Below are 23,119 nucleotides of genomic sequence, written 5' to 3' on the forward strand. Positions count from 1 at the left end.
CGATGCGGTTCGCACCTTATTTAGACAATGGGCTAGAGAATCGACTCACCAAGCACTCTGACCAACTTCACTTGCTGGAAAGAAGCTCGCTCCATTGGGGTAACCCACTTTTTGGCTAACCTAAAGCCAATAAAAGCAAAACACGCTGAAGTCAGTATGACCACCAGCTCGCCAGCACCTAATAATGGCGCTAACCACAATTGACCCACAATAGCTCCAATGAACAAAAACAGTAGCGGTAGTAGGTAAATCAACGCTGCGGATTGAAGTAAGCTCTTTTCCGGAAACGCAATTTCAACCACATCGCCTGCCTTTACAGGTTTAGACGTAGCAAGCTGCCAATGAAGTTGCTTCTTACCCACTGCTTTACTAACAATACCAGTTCCACAACTACTCTTTGACTGGCAGGAGCTACAACTGGTTTGCTGATCACAGCTTAGTTCAACGTGGAGCTGGTGACCCTGGGGTTCAACCGAGGTCACCGTCGCGAGTGCGGTCATCATGGGGTAATGCCTTCATCTGCCTTATTTACTTTGTTAAGTGTAACAGATTGTGCAATACGCTGCGCTGTGGCAGGAGGGATATCACCAACGACTGAAATTTGTTTGTCATTAAGAACAATGCTATGAACCGTACGTCGGCCTTGGCGGATCAACTGACCTTTTAGAGAATTACTATCACGATCAGAGATATAGACCGAAAAGCTGAACAAACCATCAGTGAACATTTGGCTCTCAACCACATCTTCAGTTGCTAGCATACGGTAGCGATTAAGATCTTTAGGTTGAAAACCATTGGGAACCCAACCCACATGCCAAAATGTTTGCTCAATATTACCTTTCGGTAGTGATAGAACCGCCGGAAGCTGCACGTCATCAAGCGAGCTCAACATTGTGGCAATATGATCATTCACCGCATATGAGATCACACGGTACTGCTCTAAGATTTCACCGTCACGATCCAATAGATCAGCACGTAACGGAAGCTTGCTCTTTTCATCCACCCACAATACATAAGAGTAACGCAGTCCATCTTTTGGAACGACTCTAAATACTTGTGTTGGCGCTCCCGCTTCACGAGCACGACCTACTCGAACGTAATCATAGTATTCACTCAGCTGCTTTACATCACTGTTGAGTAAAGGCATCAACGGAGCCACCATCTTGCCAGATTCAATCGTGAACGGATCGACACCCGGTTCGATGTAACTGACTTCATTACCGCGTCGAATCACTTCTCTTACTGGACCACTTAGATAAACAAGATGGGCTAATTGTTGAGTATCGCTTTTCGCGTGTCGGTAAAGTAACGGCTCTATGCTGTTCTTTTTGATAAGGATGTAGGACAGTTCATAATTCAATTGCTGGCTGGCATCGTTCATTTGATGCAACAAAGCCTCCGCAGAAGACTCTTCTTCTGCAAAGGCTTGGGTACCAAATAAACTGAACAGCAATAATGAACTGGTCAGAAATTTTTTCATTCAATTACCGATTCTGTATCAGCAGAGTGCGAAGCATTATCTTCGCTGTTTAGTCTTAGCTGTAACTCGTAATCTTGCAGTAATGCGTTGATACGACGACGCTGTTCTTGCACGTTGACACTTTCATTCGAGCTTTTTGCAACCGAATCACGTGTCAAGCTGACTGGCTCAGCACTGCCCGCAAACGGAATAGTCTGCAAAACAGGTAATTGCTCAGCTTCAGGCTGTGCTGGATCTTGGCCAGAGTACTGCTGTACTCCTAAAATAACTGCCAAAGACACACACGCCGCTACCGCTACTTGACCAAACTGTGTTATCCAAGCTGGTAATAAGCGCTTCGCTTGTGAAGGCGTAGGTTGTGACTCGATAGGCATTACGATATCACTCGTATGCGCTGGCTCATTTTCGAGCGCAGACGCCACACTTTCAGCAATATTCCAATCTAAACTTTGTGGCTCATCACCACGCATGACATCACCAATAAGATGATAATTATGCCAAGTTTCTTTGCTCTCCTGATCTTTTTCCAACGCTTCAATAAGCGCGTCATCGATCAGGTCTCCATCCATGAATGCTGAAAGCTTCTGTTTGTCAGCCATTATATTCACCATAGTTGTAACTAGTTTTAGCGTTGAAGAAGAGGCTTAATCTTCTTCTCTACCGCTTCACGAGCACGGAAGATACGCGAACGTACCGTTCCTACTGGGCAATCCATTACTTCTGCAATTTCTTCGTAGCTCAAACCATCAAGCTCTCGAAGCGTCATTGCAGTCTTCAAATCTTCAGGTAACGCTTCAATTGCAGCGAAAACAGTTCGCTTCAATTCATTCGACAACGTTAAGTTCTCTGGGTTCGAAATTTCTTTCAAAGCGTTACCGGCTTCAAAAAATTCGGCATCTTCTGCATCAACATCGCTGGCTGGCGGCCTACGGCTCTGAGCCACAATGTGATTCTTTGCGGTGTTCACTGCTATGCGATACAACCAAGTATAGAAGGCACTCTCACCTCTAAACGTCGGGATCGCACGATACGCCTTTATAAACGCTTCTTGGGCGATATCCGCTACATCACCCGAATTGCTCACGTATCTTGATATGAGATTGCAAACCTTGTTTTGATAGCGCAAAACCAATAGGTTAAATGCTTGTTTATCTCCACTTTGAACGCGCTCAATCAACACCTGATCGGTCGGCTGCTCGTTCATGCGAGCGTTCACTCCTATTCGTTATTACCCTTACCTTCACAGATATGAGTATTAATTATGCATATTGTAGTCTTGACACCACCGCTAACATGAGCACTATTGTGACTCTAGGCAGATAGGAAAGTTCAAAACTTTCTCAGTTTTTTTGTCATTAATCATTCACAATGTGATTTGGCGTCAACTACAATGTTGTCAATTTACAAGAATGGATTACTTAGCTCCTTAACACAATCGATTTTTCAACGTGTTATCTCAGGTAGGTAATCCTTGATGCAAGTGCCCTTCGCCAGCTGTCTATGCAGCTTCCTATCGCGCACTTTTATCTAGGTAGAGTGATTTTACTCTACGATAGGTCAGGATTTTAAAGTAATTATGAACACAAACCGAGAGCATCTTTGTGATGTTTTAGTCATAGGAAGTGGCGCCGCAGGTTTATCGTTGGCTTTACGAGTCGCCGAACGCGCTAAAGTTATCGTATTAAGTAAAGGCCCAAGAAGTGAAGGGGCGACCTACTACGCCCAGGGTGGCATTGCTGCGGTATTCGATGAGACAGACAGCATCGAGTCTCACGTTAACGATACCAATATCGCTGGAGCCGGGCTTTGTGAACAAGACACCGTTCAGTTTATCGCAGAAAATGCGAAAGAGTGCGTGCAATGGTTAATCGATGGTGGTGTTCCTTTTGACCAAGTAGAAACCGCCAAAGACGAAGAACCTCGTTATCACCTGACTCGTGAAGGTGGTCATAGCCATCGTAGGATTCTGCATGCCGCCGATGCCACAGGCATGGCAATGCAAACCACTCTGCAAGATAACGTTAATAGCCATCCTAATATCGAAATCTTCGAACGCTACAACGCACTAGACCTTATTACTGAAGACAAGGTTGGCGGTGATAAAGACAAAGTGGTTGGCGCCTATATTTGGAACCGCAATAAAGAGCACGTTGAAACGGTACGCGCTAAGTTTGTTGTCTTAGCCACAGGTGGTGCATCAAAAGTGTATCAGTACACATCTAACCCTGATGTCTCTTCTGGTGACGGTATCGCTATGGCTTGGCGCTCAGGCTGTCGTGTTGCTAACTTAGAATTCAACCAATTCCACCCAACTTGTCTATTCCACCCTGACGCACGAAACTTCCTTTTGACGGAAGCCTTACGCGGTGAAGGCGCTTACTTAAAACGCCCTGATGGAACGCGTTTTATGCCCGATTTCGATGAGCGTGAAGAACTTGCTCCTCGTGATGTTGTTGCTCGCGCTATCGACTTCGAAATGAAGCGTCTCGGTGCAGATTGCATGTATTTGGATATCAGCCATAAACCTGAAGAGTTTATTATTAAACACTTCCCAACCATCCATATGCGCCTTCAAGACCTTGGCATCGATATGACGAAGGAGCCAATTCCAATCGTTCCGGCCGCTCACTATACCTGCGGCGGTGTCATGGTGGATAAGTCTGGTAAAACAGACCTTGAACAGTTGTACGCCATCGGTGAAGTAAGTTATACCGGACTTCACGGTGCGAACCGTATGGCATCAAACTCTCTACTTGAATGTGTGGTCTATGCTTGGGCTGCAGCCAATGACATTCTAGAGAAATTCGACGATGCAGCTCTGGTTGATGGTCTTCCAGCTTGGGATGAAAGCCAAGTTAGCTGTTCTGATGAAGAAGTCATTATTCAACATAATTGGCACGAGTTACGCCTATTTATGTGGGATTACATGGGTATCGTACGCACAGACAAGCGACTAGAGCGAGCACTTCGCCGTATTCAAATGTTGCAACAAGAAACACATGAGTACTACAGCAATTTCAAAGTGTCGAATAACTTACTTGAACTGCGTAACTTACTGCAAGTTGCCGAATTGATGGTGAGATGCGCAATGCAGCGTAAAGAAAGTCGCGGACTGCACTATACTCTCGACTACCCTGATATGTTAGAAAATAGCGGACCAACGATACTATCGCCTCAAGACCAAGCTCCAACGGTCTGATCTGGGGACCTATCTCGTCACCATGATATCGAAGCAGTCACTGATGTGACTGCTTTTTTATTACCAAAATCAAACGACGATACGCCGACTCATCACAACTATCCCGCCAGATTAAGCGCCAGCCATTGTCTTGATCATAAATTCCTATAAGCCAGTAGCGAAAAGCAAGAAAGTAACGGGGGGAGTTAAGCTCGATATTATTTAATGTGACCAAAGATGACTTCAAAATTAATTGGCCATTTAAGGCAGGATGCAACCAATAAGTCCGACCGAATATAGCGATGACGTAAAGTGTGAGTAAAAGCGGGGCGGACGACGCGATGCAAGTTGCCAATACTAGAATAGTAAGTGAACTATTAATAATCGCAGCGAGACATGAGGGATGAATCTGCAGGTAGGCATTATCGAGCGCAGCCTTACCTGCATGACTTGAAAAGAGCTTAGCGGACCTTGCTGAGGTTATGAGCAACGATTTTATCAACCATAGAGGCGTGTCCTAAGTTTTCACTACGACCATGGCCCATTACCCAAGTAAATAAATCTGGATCGTCACACTCTAACAGAGAGACAAAGTCTTTCTGTTCTTGATCGTTGAGAGTGTCAAAGCATTCCTCAAAGAACGGCATAATCACTACGTCCAGTTCTAACATACCCCGACGACATGCCCACTTAATTCGAGCTTTTTCTTCACTAGAGTACATTCCATTCTCCATCTACAACTAATATCGGCCGAGTGTAACAAGCAAGTTTATCGCTCACCACTGTCTGCATCACACAAACTCTACTTTCATCACAAGATTTCGTGCAACAACATTCAGCTGACAAAATCCATCCTGAAGATTAACATGGGTGATATGTTTACCAACGAGACCAAGAACTATGGATTGGCAACCAAACACACAGGCAATTGAAATAACACCTACCACAGAACTACCCGATTTGTTGTTTACCAAACTGAATCGTTGGGGTGCTCTCGAAATGACCGGCGACGATCGTAAGTCTTACCTTCAAGGTCAGGTTACCTGTGATGTGGTTTCGCTGGAGCAGAATCAATCCACCTTTGGAGCGCATTGTGACGCTAAAGGTAAAGTGTGGAGTGCTTTTAGACTGTGTCACATTGAGAACGGATACGCCATGATTCAACCTCAATCGGCACTAGAGAAAGAACTGACGGAACTCAAGAAATATGCCGTTTTTTCTAAGGTAGAACTCATTATTAGCACCAAAGCACTTATAGGTGTGATGGGAAAAAGCGCTCAACAATGGGTTGATCAACAATTCCCAACCTCTGGTGCTGTGCGCCAAAACAAGGGCAGCACCGCTATTCAAATTAATGATGAGCGTTGGATGCTGTTAGTTGATGATGACCTGCAATCATTACTTTCTTCTGATTCTGAGTTACTTTGGGTCGCGGAATCACTATGGACCAAGTTCGATATTGAGCAAGGGCTACCTATCTTAGAAGCAGAGCAGCAAAATCAACACATACCTCAAGCCTTGAATTTACAAGCACTAGATGGCATTAGCTTCAATAAAGGCTGCTACACAGGTCAAGAGACCGTCGCAAGAGCGAAATATCGTGGCATCAACAAACGCATGCTGGCAAATGTGAGAGGTCTACTCGATTCTCCACTTAGCGATGACGACATTATTGACATCGAGCGTTCAGTGGGAGAGAACTGGCGTAAGGCCGGAGAGGTACTGGCACATTACCAGTACAGCAATGGCGAATTCGTTGCCGCTATGGTTATTGCCAACAATCTCGATGAAGATTCTCAGTTCCGTTTAGCTTCTCAACCAAACAGTCGTTTGAGCCTAGAACTGCCACCTTACCCACTCGACCAAGAGTAAGGGATGATTGATACACGCATAACTGCCTATCTGGATGAACGTGATATTCCCTATAGAGTCTTGATGCAATCCCGTGAGGCAGTGTCCATTGAGGATGCTGCCAAATTACGTGGTATCGAAACTCACAAAATGGTCAAAACCTTGTTACTGCGAGATATGGATAACCAACTTGTCCTTGCCTGCTGTCAGGGCAACAAACAAGTGGATCCGAAAAAAGTACGCGCTTTATTGAATACTCGTCGAATGACCTGTGTTTCCAGTGAACAAGTTGAAGCTCTTACAGGTTTTGCTATTGGCACAGTCACTCCCTTGCTGTTAAAAAACCCCATGCCTATCATTTTTGATAATGAATTAAAGCAAAATACCTTAGTCACCATCAGCAGTGGGCAACGCATTGCGGGTCTTGAGATCGCGCTCAGTGATCTCGTTGCTCACTGTTCTCCTCAATGGTCGGATATCACTCGGTAGCGGTTTCCGTAACCAATCGATGCAAATTAATGTCGTCTTAGATCATAGAAGCGTGAAATGGATCTAATTTAACACTTAGACACAATGAGATTTTATACATTTTTTAAGCATAAATAGTCATTGGTGTTTTTTTGGGGTATTGTACACATTGTCACCAGTTAGCACTTCAAGGCTACTGGTGGCAACACTAGAGTGAATCTCTGCTCAGGCAGTAACTCCACTTTTGTGTAATGCATCTGTGACATTTGGCCCGCTATGCGGGCTTTTTTTTCGAGTTCCCTTGCTACCTTTCACACGATCTCTCCCCTTTATGTCTAGGTTTTGTAAAAGAGTGTGTCCTCATGACAACTTTTTCTGATTTGGTCGGTCTACATATACGTACCTATTAATAATAGCCAATGGAACAAACAGGTTGATGATTGCAGGGCGACTAAAAAGCTCGATTCATACCAGTGTCATACTAAGCTATTCAAATAGAGCAAAAATTGAGAATGGAAGACCCCAATCGAGGCTTTTGTGCTAAATATCACGGAGATATCGTGACATCGCAATGGAATTGCAAAACGCTCCACAAAACGCTCACTTGGTTGTATCAGCACGCTCGTAAAGCCCGTGCTATCACACATTTAGATTAGGGTTTTAACTATAATTCGTTCGCTAGGTAACATTATAAGGAAGGCTAAATGAGACTGTTTAAGCGCTATACACCAGGTATGATTGCTAAACATGTGAGTCGACTATTCAGAGGCAGAATCTATATTTATGGTTTAGGCGGATTTGAGTTTGACAATGGTAAATTGATCATTCCTGAACGCGCCGAAAAGCGTCATTTCCAAGCGGTAAAAGAGATAAACCAAGAGGTTATGAAACTTCGCTGCGCATACGCTTAAAGAACATTACAATCGAATAACGATAACAACCCTACGCTAAACTTAAGCCCACCAAGATGGGCAACAACTACAACCATCCAAAAGGGGCAGCCACGCTGCCCATTTTTAGTTTTTAAATTTAACTCAGTGGTTAACTCTGACTGACTTCTGTCTTTGCTAGTTCTGGTAGGTGCCCCCTCATTCCCAAAGCACGGCTCATAATTTCTTGCTTCGCACCAGGCAACTGTCCTACCAAGCTCATACCGATACCGCGAATAAGTTTCTTCGCAGGGTTATCTCCTTCAAACAGGTCTTTAAAGCCTTGCATAGCAGCGATCATTTTAGCCGCCTCCGCTTTGCGCCAACGTTCATATTCACGCAGGTTACGCTTGCGACCAATATCTTTTCCTGCGCGCCATAACTTAAATATTTCTTGTGACAGACTGGCAGCATCAAGCAATCCTAGGTTAACACCTTGCCCTGCGAGTGGATGGATGGTGTGTGCAGCATCACCAACAAGTGCAACTCGCTCGGTAACAAAGTCACGCGCATAACGCATCTTCAAAGGGAAAACTCGTCGTTCAGACTTCACATGGCAGAGACCTAAGCGGCTATCAAATTCAGCGGTCAGCGCTTTGTTGAACTCCGCTTCCGACATTTTGGCAAGTTTTTCTGCTCGTTGTGGTTCGGTTGACCAAACGATAGAACATAGACTGCGGTCATCTAATGGTAGAAATGCAAGCGGCCCTTGCGGTGTAAACACTTGTCTCGCAACACAATCATGAAAGTCATCAACCGAGATATTCGCAACTAGGGCACTGTGTCCATAATCCCAATGAGTAAGTGGGATATCTTGCTGCTTTCTCACCCATGAGTTGGCACCGTCTGCACCCACTACCAATTTGCTAGTAAATGACTGCCCATTATCTAACGTCATCCACACTTCACTTTCACCTACGGCCATTGACTGGCAACGATGCGGCATAAAGAGCGTCACGTTATTTTGTCCTTCAACTTGCTCTAACAAGGCCAACTGAATGACACGATTTTCAACGATATGGCCAAGGTCTGGTTGAGACATCTGACTAGCAGAGAACTCAATACGAGCAAAGCTGTCCTGCTCCCAAACTTCCATAGCGTAATAAGGAGCACAGCGATGTTTCTGAATTGCATCCCATGCCCCGAGGTTTTTCAATATGGTCTCACTGGCACGGCTTAAAGCTGAGACACGAATATCAGGGTCTCCTGAAATATCTTTGTCTGGAGTATTCCCTTCTACGACTGCGATTCGCAGATCGGTGTCTTTCAATGCGCGGGCGAGAGCAAGGCCCACCATTCCGCCACCTATGATGGCTAAGTCAAAACTTTGCATATCTCTGTACTACCTATTCACAACCCCAAGTGCTCGATTAAAAATCGGCGACTTAAGCTGTGGAAAATTATCCATTAGCCCTAAACCTACATTTCGGCCTAATCGAAGGGCAAAAAAGTCATTTGAAAATATGTGTACTAACCCAGACGTCATGGTGATCGTCAGCTCTCGATCTTGCTGGCGATTGCTTTGGAATCTATTTAGATTAGCGTATTCACCTACATCTTGAAGGCTTTCAAGCAACGAATCGACCAAAGTCGCAATATCGCGAATCCCAAGGTTAAAGCCTTGCCCTGCAATAGGGTGTAGCGTCTGAGCTGCATTACCGACAGCAGCGACTCGATGTTTAACAATTTGTGGTCGATGACGTAGCAAAAGTGGATAACTGGCAACCGCCCCTACCTTAGTAAAACGACCTAAGCGCCAGCCGAATTCTTGTTGAAGAAGGGACAAGAAGTCAGTGTCAGGAAGGTTCACGACTTGCTGTGCACGCTCCGGAGTCATACACCATACTAAAGAACTTCGCTCATCAGACATAGGCAACAAGGCTAACGGACCATGTTCAGTGAAACGCTCGAAGGCGCGACCATTAGGATCTTCACTGGTTTTGACGTTAGCAATGATCGCAACTTGTCCGAAATCATGACTCAGCTGCTCTAAACCTACAGCTTGACAGCTCTTTGAGTCTGCTCCATCAGCAGCCACAAGAAGTTTTGCTTCAAGTAGGCTGACGCTGCCAGACTCATCTTTGACTGAGACGGCAACATGATGCTGGTGTTGAGCCACATCCTCTACCGAGCAAGGGCAAAGTAAATCAATGTTCGAGCTATTGGTGAGTCTTTGATTAAATCGGCGCCCTAGCTCCGCAAGTTCGACCACATACCCCATTGCCTTTAACCCTTCTTTCGCCGCGTAGAAGTCAGTCATGGCGGCGTGACCGCGATCTGAGACATGAATATGAGTAATAGGTGTGGCATGGTCTTGAATCAAAGACCACAACTTATACTGCTTGAGAATCTCTACGGTCCCATGGGAAAGAGCGATCGAACGAGCGTCAAAGCCAGGGTGCGATTGGCTGTCCGAAAGAAATGGTTCGATAACAGCAATCTTCAATGCATGATTACTGCAGTAGTCGAGAGCCATAGCTAGAGTCGCCCCTGCCATTGCTCCTCCTGCAATTACAACATCATACTTATTTGACACTGCCTTTCTCCTTGATAAGACGGACGAACTAATTAGTGAATGGTCGGTGTTTCTGACGGTTTACTTAGTTTTACGCCAAACTCAGCATGAATGGTCAATGCACACGCTTTTACGTGCTCGATTACCTGCTCTAAAAGCTGAGCTTGTTCTTCTAGATCATCATCTTCATCGATGCCCAGTCTTGCGATTTCTTCCAAATCAGCAAGCGCTTCTTTGGCATCAGCAGATGCCTTTTTTAGAGGCGCATTAATTAAGCCCAGTCCGGAAATAAAGTGGTTTACCCATTCACTCAAACCATCGGCAATTTCAAAGACACTTGCTTCAACCTCTTCTCCAGGGATAAGCAATGAAAGCTCAAAACCCTGTTCTGCCGTTAGTTCTTTGATTGAAAAAGCGAGTAGAGATTTCGCCGTAGCCAAATTGGATTGCGGCCAACCCATACCATCATTGGTGTAATCGAAAATAAGTGGCTGCCAGCTGTCATCGCTCAGCCCTAATCCACCACTTACCATACCCACAAGCAAGCCATGAAGTTCCGCTGGCGATACTGCCAACCCCGCCTGCTGCAGCTCAGTAGCAATCGTAATGTAATTAGGTAGTGTTGTTTCACTCATAGCAATACTCGTTTCAATGAATTAGCACCATGTTTATGAATAAGCTCGCTATTCATAACATAGATTTTTGAATCTGACCTGCAATGCTATCACTTCCCACCTCTGGCGAAAACGCCATCCCACACGTTTCTGAGTAGCTTTTGTGCGAATTGTCGATTTCGTGTGTTGTTAGCCACGCAATTGGCACCGACACTACAGAAAAGCTTGAATCTTAATGCTCGTTTACCTATAGTTTCTTCCTCAACATTACCTAATGTGGTGATACTTAAAAGAGTTCTTGTCATTATGGAAAATCAAGCTGTCGAAGTCGAAATCTTGGGAAAACTGACACGGGTGAATTGCCCCCCAGATCAGAGAGAAACCCTGATTAAAGCAGCCCAAGACCTAGATAATCGATTGCAAGAAATGTCCCAAAGGACTAAAGTAACCAACGAGCTTAAACTGCTTACCATTGCTGCATTGAACATGTCGTATGAACTCAATAATCGTAGCGATGAGTCACAACAAGAAGTGGCACAAATGAACGAGCGTATGGAACAGCTCGCCGCATCTCTAGAAGATGCAATTAGTAAAGTAAAGCAAGGACAGCAAACCTAATTTTACCCTGGGGTGTACGTCAGTGGATTTAAGTCCCTGAGCCGATAAGCAATACCAAAGGGTTAGTATTTGATAACTATTGAGCAAGCTCGGCTCGTACCGAGAAGCCTACGGTTAACATTGCTGATCCGCCTTGAACCAGCTGGTTCAAGGGCCACAATCCTCAACGGCACTCTGGGGTATTCCTAATGTCTCTTTCTACAAGACAACAAATACGTACTCTTGTACGCTCTCGTCGCCAATCGATAAACCAAGATCTACAAGCCATCTACGCCAATAACTTAATGACAAGAGTTGGCGAATTGAGCGTCCTTAGTACTGCCAGAAAAGTCGCTTTGTACCTAGCCACAGATGGTGAACTGGATACGTTACCGACCATTCAATGGTTTTGGCAACAGGGTATCGAAACCTATTTGCCAGTGATTCATCCCTTCTCAAAAGGTCAGTTACTTTTCCTACGCTACGCTCAAGATACGCCTTTAGTCCTCAATCAATATAAGATTTTAGAGCCCAAGCTTGATCAGCGAGCTATTTGTCCTGTGTCCGAGTTGGATATTATCTTTACTCCTTTGGTCGCCTTTGATGATTCAGGTCAACGCTTAGGCATGGGAGGTGGATACTATGATCGAACGTTAGCTCCTTGGGAAAACACTGATTTAGGGCCGACTGCTATTGGCCTTGCGCATGATTGCCAACGAGTAGACACACTGCCTAGCGAGTCATGGGACATTCCACTAGCCACCATAGTCACACCAAGTAAGATCTGGCACTGGAACAAATAGCTTCCTACTTCACCTCCAAAGAGAAATAGAGCAATCGATTGCTGTTTTTCGCAGTTTTTTGTCATATCACTATTTTTTCAGCGCATTTGTCGTCGAAATTGATATATAATTCGCCCGCATTTTCACCTTAAATCAAAACTGGGATTCAACCATGACTCAAGACGAGATGAAGAAAGCTGCTGGTTGGGCGGCGCTAAAGTATGTCGAAAAAGATAGCATTGTTGGTGTTGGCACAGGCTCAACTGTAAACCACTTCATTGATGCACTAGGCACAATCAAAGAAGATATCAAAGGTGCAGTATCCAGTTCGATTGCTTCAACAGAGAAGCTAGAAGCGCTAGGCATTGAAGTCTTCGACTGCAACGATGTGGCTTATCTTGATGTTTACGTTGATGGCGCAGATGAAATCAACCCAACTCGTGACATGATCAAGGGCGGTGGTGCAGCACTAACACGTGAGAAGATCGTAGCCGCTATCTCAGACAAGTTTGTATGTATCGTTGATGGTACTAAGGCCGTTGATGTTCTTGGCCAGTTCCCACTACCTGTAGAAGTTATTCCAATGGCACGTTCTTACGTGGCTCGCGAACTAGTGAAACTTGGTGGTGACCCGGTTTACCGTGAAGGCGTGATTACAGACAACGGTAACGTCATTTTAGACGTACACGGTATGCAAATCACTGATGCTAAAGATATGGAAGACAAGATCAACGCTCTAGCAGGCGTGGTAACGGTAGGTTTATTTGCACACCGTGGCGCTGATGTGATCATTACTGGCACTCCAGAAGGTGCAAAAATCGAAGAATAAAGACTAAACGGGTTCTAAACGGGTTCTAATAGTACCTAGCAAAGCTGGTCAATATATTAAACGCGATTACGTCATTAGACTACAAACGGCACCTTGGGTGCCGTTTTTTCGTTTTTCTATAAGAAAATTATGCCTTATTCCGTAATTTTCTTACCCAACGTACAACTTTTTTGTTACTTTATTGGTCACAAGACGCACAAGGAAAACGTTTGCCTCAAGCAGTTGGAAGCTCCCTCCTCGATATTCTCACTGTCAAATGTGCGCTAATTAAGCCCGAATTTCCCATGTTAAGGATGAGTTAAATGGCCAAAGTTTCACTGGAAAAAGATAAGATAAAGATTCTGCTACTTGAAGGTTTACATCCATCTTCAGTAGAAGTTTTGCAAGCGGCTGGATACACCAATATCACCTATCATAAAGGCTCCTTACCAGAAGAAGAGCTGATTGAAGCCGTTAAAGACGTTCACTTTATCGGGATTCGTTCACGAACTAACCTGACTGAAGAAGTGATTAATGCCGCAGACAAATTAGTCGCAATCGGCTGTTTCTGTATTGGTACCAACCAGGTTAACCTTGATGCTGCTGCGAAACGTGGCGTCCCTGTTTTCAACGCACCATTTTCTAACACGCGAAGTGTTGCAGAATTGGTTCTTGGTCAAATCCTGTTACTACTGCGCGGTATCCCTGAGAAAAATGCCCTTGCCCATCGTGGAATCTGGAAGAAGAGTGCCGATAACTCATACGAAGCGCGTGGTAAGCGACTCGGTATCATTGGCTACGGTCACATCGGTACCCAGCTTGGCATTATTGCTGAAAACTTAGGTATGCGTGTGTACTTCTACGATATTGAGAACAAACTATCACTAGGTAATGCAACTCAGGTTCATACCATGACTGAGCTACTAAATAAGTGTGATGTTATCTCTCTGCATGTACCAGAGACCCCAGGAACCAAGAATATGATGGGAGCCGCTGAGTTTGAAAGAATGAAGCCGGGCGCCATCTTCATTAACGCTGCCCGTGGCACCGTGGTGGATATCCCTGCTCTCTGCGATTCCCTCGAAGCAGGTCACCTTGCAGGAGCTGCAATTGACGTATTCCCTGAAGAACCAAAGACCAATGCAGACCCATTTGAGTCTCCATTGATGAAATTCGACAATGTGATCCTAACACCGCACGTCGGTGGCTCTACGCAAGAAGCTCAAGAGAACATCGGTGTAGAAGTGGCTGGAAAACTGGCGAAATATTCTGATAACGGCTCAACGCTTTCAAGTGTGAACTTCCCAGAAGTATCACTGCCAGAGCACACCGAGTGTTCACGACTATTGCACATTCACAAAAACCGCCCTGGTATTCTAACTCAGATAAACACCATCTTTGCGGATGAAGGTATCAACATCGCAGGTCAATATTTGCAGACAGCTTCAGATATCGGTTATGTGGTTATTGATGTCGAAACAGCACGCTCTGAAGAAGCGCTGGCTAAGCTAAAGTTGATTGAAGGCACACTACGAGCTCGTATTCTGCACTAAGCGAACAACAGCTAAAAAAAAGCCCTGACTAGTCAGGGCATTTTTTTATTTTCCAATTTGATAGGTAACATCCACTCGATCACGAATGGTAATTACCGAGTCTTGATAGCTATTAGACTCCATTTTACTATCCATCGCCATGCTGCGCATCACTACGGGTTGGTTCATCGGTTGACGATATTCAATGCGCCATACTTTGCCAAGGTTTTGATCAAATCCTTTCGCTAGCGAAGCAGCTTTGCTTTGCGCATCTTTAATGGCCGCCATGCGTGCCGCTTCTTGGTATTGACCTTGGTCTTTCACTTTAAGTTGAATGTTGTCAACTTGGTTAATCCCTGACTCAAGCGCAAGATCGAGATAGTTATTAAGATTCTCTAAGTCCATCACCTGAACGGTCACTGTACGCGATGCACGATAGCCAACCAACTCAGGTTTACCTTTTTCTGGATAATGATACTGAGGCGATAAGTACAGGTTTGAGCTCTGAATATCTTTCTTTTCAATGCCTTCAGACATCAAGCCAGAAAGAAACTTGTCTACCACAGAGTCAACACCTTGTTTCGCTTGGTCAGCATTCATTTGAGACTGTACAACTCGCACCGAAAACTCTGCCATATCTGGTGTTGCCTCTATCTCACCATAACCCGTGGTCGAGATATGGGGGAAATCTGGTTGGCTTGCAAAAACTGGCGTAGCAAACAGGGCAACGACTAATGTACCTAGTGCAAATGAGCGTTTCATTGAAGAATCCTCGTTCTGTTTTTAACCTTTATACTCAAGATTAGGCATAAGTTGAGAATATAGGTTCCCTAAAAAGTAAACACTGACACAAACATGACGTTCCACTACTGAGGCAAATACTGTCTCGCGTGACTAATAATGGCGTCTGAAACCTCACCAAGCACCCCACTTTCAAGTTGCCAGTGGTGCCAATAAATTTGATGAGACAGCAAAATATTAGGCGTAAGCTCAATTAACGCCCCCGATGCCAGTTCATCTTGAATTTGTAACTTGGGGATAAGACAGTAAGCCACACCCGCGACCGCAAGCTTCACAAAGGCTTCTGAGCTGCGCACCGTATGTTTGAGTATGCTACCCGGCATAATATTAAAGTGTTGATTAACAAATCGCTGATGCATCTTATCATGTTGGTCAAAAGCCACTGCTGGCGCTTTAATTAAACTTTCTCGGTTCACTCCTTGGCTGAAGTAGCGTTTAATAAAGCTTGGGCTTGCCACACAAAGATAATCGACTCGCCCTAAATAGTCAGCCACACACCCAGGGATAGATTGCGACTCTAAACTTATTGCGCCGACTACTTCACCGTTTTTGAGCTTTTCGATGGTGCGACCTTCATCATCAACAATGAGATTGAGCTCAACTCGTTTCGCTTCCAAAAGCGGAAACAAACTCGGAAGCAGCCACGTCGCTAAGCTATCAGCGTTGGTTGCTAATGACACTGAAAGCGGTTTATCCCCCAAGTCAGCCGCGAGTTCTGGCACCAGTTCTTGCTCAAGTAGCCGCACTCGACGATATAAACCTAAGAGCTTTTTCCCTACAGCGGTCGGTCTTGGTGGTTGCTCTCGAACAAGGACAGGCTGAGCCAGCCATTTTTCTAATTGCTTAACTCGTTGAGACACGGCAGACTGAGAAATATACAGGTGCTCTGCCGCCTTATCGAAGCTTCGTTGCTCAACAATTGCGTCCAACGCTTCGATCCATTTGTAATCTAATCCGCGCATAAATCGCCCTCTTTTTCATCGCTTTGATTACAAATCACACATCATAAGTATGACTTATTTCTCATTAATATTATTAACTATCCTAATCATAAACGAATCGCTATTCTCACGCTCTCTTTTATGCTGCGGTGAGGAAATTAAAGTGAATTTTTGGGTGCTTCTTCAAGGTTTCGGATTGGGCGCGACAATGATTATCCCAATTGGCGCTCAGAACGCTTACGTTTTAAATCAAGGAATTAAGCGTAATCATCATCTTACGACGGCAACGGTTTGTAGCCTGCTAGATATGACGTTTATCTCTTTGGGGATCTTCGGTGGCGGTGCGATATTATCGCAAAATGAACTGTTGCTTACTGGGGTAACGCTAGGCGGCATTGCATTTTTAACTGGCTATGGTCTGCTCTCTCTAAAGAGCGCTTTTAAAAAGCCATCGGCTCAAGAGTCTTCAGGTGAAGTCTTAGCTCGCGGTCGCCGCACTGTCGTTCTAGGAGCATTAGCGGTTACGGTATTAAATCCTCACCTGTATCTGGATACCGTGGTCATTCTCGGCTCCATTGGTGGTCAGTTTGAAGGAAACGATCGTATCGCTTTTGCGATTGGCACAGTACTCGCATCGTTTGTTTGGTTTTATTCCTTATCGCTTGGAGCCGCAAAACTGGGACCAACCTTGTCTAAACCAAGGGTGAAGAAAGGTATCGACTTGGCAGTAGCCGCTATGATGTTTACTATCGCCTTGCTACTGACTAAAGGATTGATGGCCTAACGATGGATAATACCCAGCAGATATATTTGACCAATGTTGCCCTACTCAATGAGCATGCTATTTCATTTAACCAGTGGCAACACGAGCCTATTCTTGACTTTGCCACTGATGAACGAATTGCCAAAGAGTTAGGATGGACAGGCACTCATAGTAAGAGTTTATTTTTGAAGAAGAAAGGAGGCGGGTTTGCACTCTTTCTCACCGATAAAGATACCCGACTCGACAAAGCTCTATTGAAGCAAGCGGTTGGAAAGCGCACTTCAATTTGCAGCAACGAAGATATGACTGAACAAATAGGTTGTGTACCAGGAGCGGTTTGTCCTATTGGGTTACCAGAAGAGATAATGATTGTCGTCGATAAGGCTCTGTTTTCAGCTCAGGAAGTCTTATACACACCAGGTTTACCTGAATGGACTTTCGGTTTGTCAGGAGCAGATTTACAACGAGTACTGTTTCTGCTGCCAAATGACATCATTGAACTAGACATGAAAAAAGGTGAAGCATAATGCTTCACCTTTTGCTTTATTGACAGTAAAACGCGGATTAGCTTTCAACTTTGTTCAAATGAACATCCATTTGAGGGAATGGAATTTCGATGCCTTCTGCGTCTAATGCTTCTTTGATCGCTTGGAGCGAGTCAAAATATACATCCCAGTACTGCTCGGTACGAACCCAAGGACGCACAACAAAGTTCACTGAAGAATCTGCAAGGGCGACGACACCAATTGTAGTGCCTGGCTCTTTTAGAATGCGCTCATCCGCTTCAAGGGTTTTGCGAATCACTTCTTGAGTCTTCTTCAGATCTGCACCGTAAGAGACACCGATAACATGGTCGATACGACGCGTGGCATGGCGAGAGTAGTTCGTGATCGGTGAGCCAATAACCGAGGCATTAGGCACAACAACCATCTTATTGTCTGGAGTAGTTAGAATCGTTTGGAATATTTGAATAGAGTCCACTGAACCAGCCACTCCACCGATCTCAACATAGTCACCTGATTTGAAAGGACGGAAACCCACAATCAAGACACCTGCTGCAAAGTTTGATAGTGAACCTTGCAGTGCTAGACCGATGGCTAAACCAGCGGCACCAATTACCGCTACCACTGACGCAGTTTGAACACCAATTCGGCTTAATGCGGCAATTAAAACAATAACGAATAATGTGTAGCGAACAATACCGTGGATAAACTCAACAACGGCCTTATCCATTTTCTTCTTATGCAGCAATTTAGAAACGCTATTAGCCACCGCTTTTACAACGATATTACCAATAAACAGAATCAGAATAGCTGAAATGATATTCACGCCATATTGAACAAGTAAATCGGAGTTGTTGGTTAACCACTGCTCCGCTTTCGACAATCCATCCACAATAGGTGCTTGGATATCAACTGACTCATTGGCCATATTGTTTACCTCTTGAAAATATAAATAGTGCGTAGCGAACCTTAGCTAATACCACTGTACTATTAGCAAAGGTGCACTTGGTGAGATGTATTGAGAGTATGAATACCAATACACATTACTTAACAAAAGGTTACGCAAACATATACGTTTATGCCAGTTTTTTTAAGCACAATCACATAATTTTCATCAGACACAAAAAAAGCCGCTCTAAAGAGCGACTTTTTTAATCTGACTATCAGTTAAATCTTATACGATTTAATCTTATAGTACGTCGATAGCGTTTAGGTCAGCGAATGCTTTCTCTAGACGAGCAACCATTGAAGATTGACCAGCACGTAGCCATACGCGTGGGTCGTAGTACTTCTTGTTTGGCGCATCTTCACCAGTTGGGTTACCGATTTGACCTTGTAGGTAATCGTGGTTCTCAGCTTCGTAAGAACGGACACCATCCCAAGTTGCCCACTGTGTATCAGTATCGATGTTCATTTTGATAACACCGTAGCCGATAGACTCTTGGATTTCTGCTTCAGTAGAACCAGAACCACCGTGGAATACGAAGTTTAGAGCGTTAGGTGCAATACCGAACTTCTCTGCACAGTATGCTTGAGAGTCACGTAGGATAGTTGGAGTTAGAACAACGTTACCTGGCTTGTATACACCGTGTACGTTACCGAAAGAAGCAGCGATAGTGAAACGTGGGCTAACAGCGTGTAGTTTCTCGTATGCGTATGCTACGTCTTCTGGAGAAGTGTAAAGCTCAGATGCGTCCATGTGAGAGTTATCAACGCCATCTTCTTCACCACCAGTACAACCTAGTTCGATCTCAAGAGTCATACCCATTTTCGCCATGCGAGCTAGGTACTTAGCAGAGATTTCGATGTTCTCTTCTAGAGACTCTTCAGAAAGGTCGATCATGTGAGAAGAGAATAGTGGCTTACCAGTTTGAGCGAAGAACTCTTCACCCGCATCTAGAAGACCGTCGATCCAAGGTAGAAGTTTCTTAGCAGCGTGGTCAGTGTGAAGGATTACTGGGATACCGTAAGATTCAGCAACTGCGTGAACGTATTTTGCACCAGCAACTGCACCTAGGATTTGCGCGCCTTGACCTTCAAGCTTAACGCCTTTACCAGCGAAGAAGCCAGCACCGCCGTTAGAGAACTGAACAACAACTGGAGCTTTAACTTTAGCTGCTGCTTCAAGAACACCGTTGATAGAGTCAGTGTTAACTACGTTTACTGCAGGAAGAGCGAAGTTGTTCTCTTTAGCAACTTCAAATACTTTTTGAACGTCATCGCCAGAGATAACACCTGGTTTTACGAAGTCGAAGATCTTAGACATGGAATAAGTCCTATTTTCTGTCGTTTTAAATAAAAATTGGCAATCGTTTGCTCACAATGGGCGGCATTGTATCAAAGTTAATCACCCATTGCAGCATAGATAAAAGCGGACCAATAAGCCCGCTCTATAAAGATGATTATGCTTTAGCACGCTCTTCAAGCATTGCTACTGCTGGTAGTACTTTACCTTCAACGAACTCAAGGAATGCACCGCCACCTGTAGAGATGTAAGAAACGTCAGCTTTGATACCGAACTTGTCGATAGCCGCTAGCGTGTCACCACCACCTGCTACAGAGAAACCGTCTGATTCAGCGATCGCTTTAGAAATGCCTTCAGTACCTGCTTCGAAGTTCTTGAACTCGAATACACCTACAGGGCCGTTCCATAGGATAGTTTTAGCATCTTTTAGGATTTTCGCTAGTTCAGCTGTTGAATCTGGACCTAGGTCGAAAATCATATCGTCGTCTTGAACTTCAGAAACGTGTTTGATTTCTGCTTCAGCGTTCTCGTCGAATGCTTTTGCACATGCAACGTCAGTTGCCACTGGAATTGCACACTCATCCATTAGCTTCTTAGCCGTGTCTACTAGGTCTGCTTCGTAAAGAGACTTACCTACGTTGTGACCCGCAGCGGCGATGAACGTGTTCGCAATACCACCACCAACAACAAGTTGGTCAGCGATTTTAGATAGAGATTCAAGAACCGTTAGCTTAGTAGAAACTTTAGAACCACCTACGATAGCAACCATTGGACGAGCTGGCTTATCCATTGCTTTACCTAGCGCTTCTAGTTCGTTAGCTAGCAGAGGACCTGCACACGCAACTGGTGCGTTCATGCCAACGCCGTGAGTAGATGCTTGTGCACGGTGAGCTGTACCGAATGCATCCATAACGAAGATGTCACATAGTGCTGCGTATTTCTTAGATAGCTCTTCTTCGTTCTTCTTCTCGCCTTTGTTGAAGCGAACGTTTTCAAGAACAACAAGTTCACCTGTGTTCAGCTCAAGACCTTCTAGGTAGTCTTTTGCTAGCTTAACTTCGCAATCAAGAGCGTCGTTTAGGTAGTTTACAACTGGTTGTAGAGAGAACTCTTCTGCGTACTCGCCTTCAGTAGGACGACCTAGGTGAGACGTAACCATTACTTTAGCGCCAGCTTCTAGACAGTGCTTAATGGTTGGTAGAGACGCTAGGATACGCGCGTCAGAAGTTACTTTACCGTCTTTCACAGGTACGTTCAGATCCGCACGGATAAATACGCGTTTACCTGCTAGTTCCAGGTCAGTCATCTTGATTACAGACATGTTTAGTCCTCTCAACTAAAAAATAAATAAAGTTTTTGAAAACCCGGCTTCTTGCCAAGTTTTGGAATTCATCAACTGCTTACTTATATTGGGCTTATGAATATTAATTTCAAGCATCAAAATTAATATTTCCCCAAATTGCGCCCTTGATACTACTTGGACGCCTGCATCGCTAAAGCAGTGTCTAACATACGATTAGCAAAGCCCCACTCGTTGTCACACCAAACCAACATCTTGACCAAGCGACCATCGCTTACTCGGGTCTGTGTCCCATCGACAATGGCACTGTGTGGGTCATGGTTAAAGTCTATCGAAACCAGCGGTGCTTCAGTATAGTCAACAATGCCGTCTAATGTACACCGAGATGCGTTAATAATGACTTGATTTACGTCATTAACTTTCACATTCGTATTTATAGTTACACTTAAATCCATAGCGGTGACATTAATTGTTGGCACTCTGACAGAAATTGCTTCAAATTTGTTAGAAAATTTCGGAAAAATGCGTTCAATACCTTTATGCAACTTAGTATCAACTGGAATGATAGAATGGCTTGCTGAACGCGTTCTTCGTAAGTCACTGTGATAGGCATCAATAACTTGTTGGTCATTCATCGCCGAGTGAATAGTGGTAATGGTACCGGAATCGATGCCGAAGGCTTCATCTAACGCTTGAATGACAGGAACAATACAGTTAGTGGTACAAGAGCCGTTAGAAACAATAACCTGCTCTTGTGTCAAGGAGTCATGATTCACACCATAAATAATAGTGTTATCAAGATCGTGTGAACCAGGGTGAGAAAATAGCACTTTTTTAGCACCCGCAGCGATATGTTCTAGGCCATCGGCACGACAACCAAATACCCCGGTGCAATCCAAGACGATATCAACGTCCAAATTACGCCAAGGCAGCAAATTTATCTCAGCAGAGTGTAAAATTCGAATCGTATCGAACTTGCCATCGCAGTGATTAACATACAGGTGCTCTTGATCGTGAGAGATCTTCTTGGCAAATCGACCATGACTAGTATCGTATTGAAGCAAATGTGCCATTGCTTCAGGTTGAGCAAGCTCGTTGACCGCGACGACTTGTATTTTATCGTTTTTGCCGCTTTCATAGATTGCTCGAAGTACATTTCGTCCAATGCGACCAAAGCCATTAATAGCCACTTTTAACATCGCACTACATCCTTAGTTCACGTTATGAAGGTGTGCATAGTAACCGATCAACTGTCATTTCGCATTAACAGTTGCGAGGCAAGTCTCCAAAACACGCCATCCGCTAAAAGTTCACTCTGCTACCATGGTTAAAGGGTTCATCTCTCGTGCCATTTAACGACCTCGTTTTCACTGCACAGGAGGTGCCCCATGTTTACTGGTCAGCATTGCTGCCAATCATGTAATAAAGAAACTGTTCATAACGAAGTCTTGACACGTAAACCAAGTCGCTATGACAAAGACCCAAAGATCCTTGGTCGAATTAAGTTATTGCTGCACGCGTTTATCAATGGCGGGCACTACTATGATATGGACCGCTATGTCACTTGCCAAACCTGTGGCAGACGCGAGTTGGATAACAAAGGTAGTGAATTTGAATAGTCATAAAAAAGCCGAGCTCTAGGGCTCGGCTTTTCATGTACTAACGATGCTTATTGAGTCTTCTAAATTAAGCAAGTAGCTCTTTTGCTGTGTTTACAACGTTTTCAGTTGTGAAGCCAAACATCTTAAACAGCTCACCCGCTGGCGCAGATTCACCGAATGTTGTCATGCCGATAATCTTGCCACCGAAGCC

25 protein-coding genes and 1 other RNA gene are annotated in these 23,119 nt (G+C 44.5%); 12 read left to right on the plus strand and 14 right to left on the minus strand.

Annotation, left to right across the window (positions count from 1 at the left end; translation table 11 throughout):
• Positions 1-32 precede the first annotated feature (32 nt).
• From L2W36_RS01970 to rpoE, 4 genes are read right to left on the minus strand one after another with little or no spacing between them, the layout of a single operon-like run.
• A complete protein-coding gene (locus L2W36_RS01970) occupies positions 33-503 on the minus strand; it encodes a SoxR reducing system RseC family protein (protein WP_124940592.1) in 471 nt (156 codons plus the stop codon).
• A complete protein-coding gene (gene rseB, locus L2W36_RS01975; RefSeq protein ID WP_006075274.1) occupies positions 500-1,480 on the minus strand; it encodes a sigma-E factor regulatory protein RseB in 981 nt (326 codons plus the stop codon). The genes L2W36_RS01970 and rseB overlap by 4 nt, the downstream gene beginning before the upstream one ends.
• Positions 1,477-2,079, minus strand: coding sequence for an RseA family anti-sigma factor (locus L2W36_RS01980; RefSeq protein ID WP_038228972.1), 603 nt, complete (start codon positions 2,077-2,079; stop codon positions 1,477-1,479). The genes rseB and L2W36_RS01980 overlap by 4 nt, the downstream gene beginning before the upstream one ends.
• Before the next feature lie 26 nt (positions 2,080-2,105).
• A complete protein-coding gene (rpoE, locus tag L2W36_RS01985) occupies positions 2,106-2,684 on the minus strand; it encodes an RNA polymerase sigma factor RpoE (protein WP_038228970.1) in 579 nt (192 codons plus the stop codon).
• A gap of 372 nt (positions 2,685-3,056) precedes the next feature.
• Here rpoE and nadB point away from each other — a divergent pair, with 372 nt between their 5' ends.
• Positions 3,057-4,679 carry an L-aspartate oxidase gene (gene nadB / locus L2W36_RS01990; protein ID WP_006075515.1) on the plus strand — a complete coding sequence of 541 codons (1,623 nt, stop codon included), beginning with the start codon at positions 3,057-3,059 and terminating at the stop codon, positions 4,677-4,679.
• A 440-nt stretch (positions 4,680-5,119) separates the two neighbouring features.
• On the opposite strand, the gene L2W36_RS01995 is transcribed toward nadB, so the two are convergent.
• Positions 5,120-5,380 (minus strand): FAD assembly factor SdhE, encoded by a 261-nt coding sequence (locus L2W36_RS01995; RefSeq protein ID WP_006075514.1) that lies wholly within the window; start codon positions 5,378-5,380, stop codon positions 5,120-5,122.
• Positions 5,381-5,558: 178 nt separating this feature from the next.
• Here L2W36_RS01995 and ygfZ point away from each other — a divergent pair, with 178 nt between their 5' ends.
• The 3 genes from ygfZ to L2W36_RS02010 all read left to right on the plus strand — a co-directional run bounded on the left by ygfZ (position 5,559) and on the right by L2W36_RS02010 (position 7,888).
• Positions 5,559-6,530, plus strand: a complete 972-nt coding sequence (gene ygfZ, locus L2W36_RS02000) for a tRNA-modifying protein YgfZ (protein WP_236109192.1) — start codon at positions 5,559-5,561, stop codon at positions 6,528-6,530.
• A gap of 3 nt (positions 6,531-6,533) precedes the next feature.
• A complete protein-coding gene (locus L2W36_RS02005) occupies positions 6,534-6,998 on the plus strand; it encodes an aminoacyl-tRNA deacylase (protein ID WP_006075512.1) in 465 nt (154 codons plus the stop codon).
• Positions 6,999-7,681: 683 nt separating this feature from the next.
• On the plus strand, positions 7,682-7,888 hold the full coding sequence (locus tag L2W36_RS02010; protein ID WP_006075511.1) for a DUF1107 domain-containing protein: 207 nt from the start codon (positions 7,682-7,684) through the stop codon (positions 7,886-7,888).
• A 130-nt stretch (positions 7,889-8,018) separates the two neighbouring features.
• Here L2W36_RS02010 and L2W36_RS02015 read toward each other — a convergent pair whose 3' ends face one another.
• From L2W36_RS02015 to L2W36_RS02025, 3 genes are read right to left on the minus strand one after another with little or no spacing between them, the layout of a single operon-like run.
• Positions 8,019-9,239, minus strand: a complete 1,221-nt coding sequence (locus L2W36_RS02015) for an FAD-dependent 2-octaprenylphenol hydroxylase (protein WP_031494012.1) — start codon at positions 9,237-9,239, stop codon at positions 8,019-8,021.
• Positions 9,240-9,248: 9 nt separating this feature from the next.
• Entirely contained in the window at positions 9,249-10,442 is a 1,194-nt protein-coding gene (gene ubiH, locus L2W36_RS02020; RefSeq protein WP_107306346.1) for a 2-octaprenyl-6-methoxyphenyl hydroxylase, read from the minus strand.
• 32 nt (positions 10,443-10,474) lie between these two features.
• Entirely contained in the window at positions 10,475-11,056 is a 582-nt protein-coding gene (locus tag L2W36_RS02025; protein ID WP_236109193.1) for a YecA/YgfB family protein, read from the minus strand.
• A gap of 285 nt (positions 11,057-11,341) precedes the next feature.
• Here L2W36_RS02025 and L2W36_RS02030 point away from each other — a divergent pair, with 285 nt between their 5' ends.
• The 5 genes from L2W36_RS02030 (at position 11,342) to serA (ending at position 14,775) form a co-directional block, all read left to right on the plus strand.
• Positions 11,342-11,653: a cell division protein ZapA gene (locus tag L2W36_RS02030; protein WP_031494009.1), complete on the plus strand. Its 312-nt coding sequence runs from the start codon at positions 11,342-11,344 to the stop codon at positions 11,651-11,653.
• A 1-nt stretch (position 11,654) separates the two neighbouring features.
• Positions 11,655-11,838: non-coding RNA, 6S RNA (gene ssrS / locus L2W36_RS02035), on the plus strand.
• Positions 11,839-11,841: 3 nt separating this feature from the next.
• Positions 11,842-12,435 carry a 5-formyltetrahydrofolate cyclo-ligase gene (locus tag L2W36_RS02040; protein WP_236109194.1) on the plus strand — a complete coding sequence of 198 codons (594 nt, stop codon included), beginning with the start codon at positions 11,842-11,844 and terminating at the stop codon, positions 12,433-12,435.
• A gap of 151 nt (positions 12,436-12,586) precedes the next feature.
• A complete protein-coding gene (gene rpiA / locus L2W36_RS02045; protein WP_006075606.1) occupies positions 12,587-13,243 on the plus strand; it encodes a ribose-5-phosphate isomerase RpiA in 657 nt (218 codons plus the stop codon).
• Between the two features lie 302 nt (positions 13,244-13,545).
• A complete protein-coding gene (gene serA / locus L2W36_RS02050) occupies positions 13,546-14,775 on the plus strand; it encodes a phosphoglycerate dehydrogenase (protein WP_031493620.1) in 1,230 nt (409 codons plus the stop codon).
• A 45-nt stretch (positions 14,776-14,820) separates the two neighbouring features.
• On the opposite strand, the gene L2W36_RS02055 is transcribed toward serA, so the two are convergent.
• Both L2W36_RS02055 and L2W36_RS02060 read right to left on the minus strand, forming a co-directional pair.
• The gene (locus L2W36_RS02055) at positions 14,821-15,516 is read right to left on the minus strand and encodes an oxidative stress defense protein (protein ID WP_006075603.1); all 696 of its coding nucleotides are present in this window, start codon (positions 15,514-15,516) and stop codon (positions 14,821-14,823) included.
• Positions 15,517-15,620: 104 nt separating this feature from the next.
• Positions 15,621-16,517, minus strand: coding sequence for a LysR family transcriptional regulator ArgP (locus tag L2W36_RS02060; protein ID WP_006075602.1), 897 nt, complete (start codon positions 16,515-16,517; stop codon positions 15,621-15,623).
• Positions 16,518-16,659: 142 nt separating this feature from the next.
• On the opposite strand from L2W36_RS02060, the gene L2W36_RS02065 reads away from it, so the two are divergent.
• Both L2W36_RS02065 and L2W36_RS02070 read left to right on the plus strand, forming a co-directional pair.
• A complete protein-coding gene (locus L2W36_RS02065; RefSeq protein WP_124940584.1) occupies positions 16,660-17,280 on the plus strand; it encodes a LysE/ArgO family amino acid transporter in 621 nt (206 codons plus the stop codon).
• Between the two features lie 2 nt (positions 17,281-17,282).
• Positions 17,283-17,786: a YbaK/EbsC family protein gene (locus L2W36_RS02070; RefSeq protein WP_236109195.1), complete on the plus strand. Its 504-nt coding sequence runs from the start codon at positions 17,283-17,285 to the stop codon at positions 17,784-17,786.
• A gap of 37 nt (positions 17,787-17,823) precedes the next feature.
• On the opposite strand, the gene mscS is transcribed toward L2W36_RS02070, so the two are convergent.
• The 4 genes from mscS to epd all read right to left on the minus strand — a co-directional run bounded on the left by mscS (position 17,824) and on the right by epd (position 22,506).
• Positions 17,824-18,690, minus strand: coding sequence for a small-conductance mechanosensitive channel MscS (gene mscS, locus L2W36_RS02075; RefSeq protein ID WP_124940583.1), 867 nt, complete (start codon positions 18,688-18,690; stop codon positions 17,824-17,826).
• A gap of 261 nt (positions 18,691-18,951) precedes the next feature.
• Positions 18,952-20,028 (minus strand): class II fructose-bisphosphate aldolase, encoded by a 1,077-nt coding sequence (fbaA, locus tag L2W36_RS02080; protein WP_124940582.1) that lies wholly within the window; start codon positions 20,026-20,028, stop codon positions 18,952-18,954.
• Between the two features lie 136 nt (positions 20,029-20,164).
• On the minus strand, positions 20,165-21,328 hold the full coding sequence (locus L2W36_RS02085) for a phosphoglycerate kinase (protein WP_006075685.1): 1,164 nt from the start codon (positions 21,326-21,328) through the stop codon (positions 20,165-20,167).
• A 152-nt stretch (positions 21,329-21,480) separates the two neighbouring features.
• Entirely contained in the window at positions 21,481-22,506 is a 1,026-nt protein-coding gene (gene epd, locus L2W36_RS02090) for an erythrose-4-phosphate dehydrogenase (RefSeq protein ID WP_124940581.1), read from the minus strand.
• Between the two features lie 189 nt (positions 22,507-22,695).
• Between epd and L2W36_RS02095 the strand changes: the two genes are divergently transcribed.
• On the plus strand, positions 22,696-22,926 hold the full coding sequence (locus tag L2W36_RS02095; RefSeq protein WP_236109196.1) for a hypothetical protein: 231 nt from the start codon (positions 22,696-22,698) through the stop codon (positions 22,924-22,926).
• Positions 22,927-23,119: the final 193 nt, after the last annotated feature.

Source organism: Vibrio sp. McD22-P3 (assembly GCF_021568915.1).
Classification (GTDB): domain Bacteria; phylum Pseudomonadota; class Gammaproteobacteria; order Enterobacterales; family Vibrionaceae; genus Vibrio; species Vibrio mediterranei.

Bases quoted from the DNA above. Each gene is read 5' to 3' on its own strand.
- L2W36_RS02055 (WP_006075603.1), bottom strand. From the start codon at position 15,516: ATGAAACGCTCATTTGCACTAGGTACATTAGTCGTTGCCCTGTTTGCT.
- L2W36_RS02015 (WP_031494012.1), bottom strand. From the start codon at position 9,239: ATGCAAAGTTTTGACTTAGCCATCATAGGTGGCGGAATGGTGGGCCTT.
- rpiA (WP_006075606.1), top strand. From the start codon at position 12,587: ATGACTCAAGACGAGATGAAGAAAGCTGCTGGTTGGGCGGCGCTAAAG.
- L2W36_RS01970 (WP_124940592.1), bottom strand. From the start codon at position 503: ATGATGACCGCACTCGCGACGGTGACCTCGGTTGAACCCCAGGGTCAC.
- L2W36_RS02085 (WP_006075685.1), bottom strand. From the start codon at position 21,328: ATGTCTGTAATCAAGATGACTGACCTGGAACTAGCAGGTAAACGCGTA.
- L2W36_RS02005 (WP_006075512.1), top strand. From the start codon at position 6,534: ATGATTGATACACGCATAACTGCCTATCTGGATGAACGTGATATTCCC.
- L2W36_RS02010 (WP_006075511.1), top strand. From the start codon at position 7,682: ATGAGACTGTTTAAGCGCTATACACCAGGTATGATTGCTAAACATGTG.
- L2W36_RS01980 (WP_038228972.1), bottom strand. From the start codon at position 2,079: ATGGCTGACAAACAGAAGCTTTCAGCATTCATGGATGGAGACCTGATC.
- L2W36_RS02060 (WP_006075602.1), bottom strand. From the start codon at position 16,517: ATGCGCGGATTAGATTACAAATGGATCGAAGCGTTGGACGCAATTGTT.
- nadB (WP_006075515.1), top strand. From the start codon at position 3,057: ATGAACACAAACCGAGAGCATCTTTGTGATGTTTTAGTCATAGGAAGT.
- L2W36_RS02025 (WP_236109193.1), bottom strand. From the start codon at position 11,056: ATGAGTGAAACAACACTACCTAATTACATTACGATTGCTACTGAGCTG.
- mscS (WP_124940583.1), bottom strand. From the start codon at position 18,690: ATGGCCAATGAGTCAGTTGATATCCAAGCACCTATTGTGGATGGATTG.
- fbaA (WP_124940582.1), bottom strand. From the start codon at position 20,028: ATGTCTAAGATCTTCGACTTCGTAAAACCAGGTGTTATCTCTGGCGAT.
- L2W36_RS02095 (WP_236109196.1), top strand. From the start codon at position 22,696: ATGTTTACTGGTCAGCATTGCTGCCAATCATGTAATAAAGAAACTGTT.
- L2W36_RS01995 (WP_006075514.1), bottom strand. From the start codon at position 5,380: ATGTACTCTAGTGAAGAAAAAGCTCGAATTAAGTGGGCATGTCGTCGG.
- L2W36_RS02030 (WP_031494009.1), top strand. From the start codon at position 11,342: ATGGAAAATCAAGCTGTCGAAGTCGAAATCTTGGGAAAACTGACACGG.
- L2W36_RS02070 (WP_236109195.1), top strand. From the start codon at position 17,283: ATGGATAATACCCAGCAGATATATTTGACCAATGTTGCCCTACTCAAT.
- rseB (WP_006075274.1), bottom strand. From the start codon at position 1,480: ATGAAAAAATTTCTGACCAGTTCATTATTGCTGTTCAGTTTATTTGGT.
- epd (WP_124940581.1), bottom strand. From the start codon at position 22,506: ATGTTAAAAGTGGCTATTAATGGCTTTGGTCGCATTGGACGAAATGTA.
- serA (WP_031493620.1), top strand. From the start codon at position 13,546: ATGGCCAAAGTTTCACTGGAAAAAGATAAGATAAAGATTCTGCTACTT.
- ygfZ (WP_236109192.1), top strand. From the start codon at position 5,559: ATGGATTGGCAACCAAACACACAGGCAATTGAAATAACACCTACCACA.
- rpoE (WP_038228970.1), bottom strand. From the start codon at position 2,684: ATGAACGAGCAGCCGACCGATCAGGTGTTGATTGAGCGCGTTCAAAGT.
- L2W36_RS02040 (WP_236109194.1), top strand. From the start codon at position 11,842: ATGTCTCTTTCTACAAGACAACAAATACGTACTCTTGTACGCTCTCGT.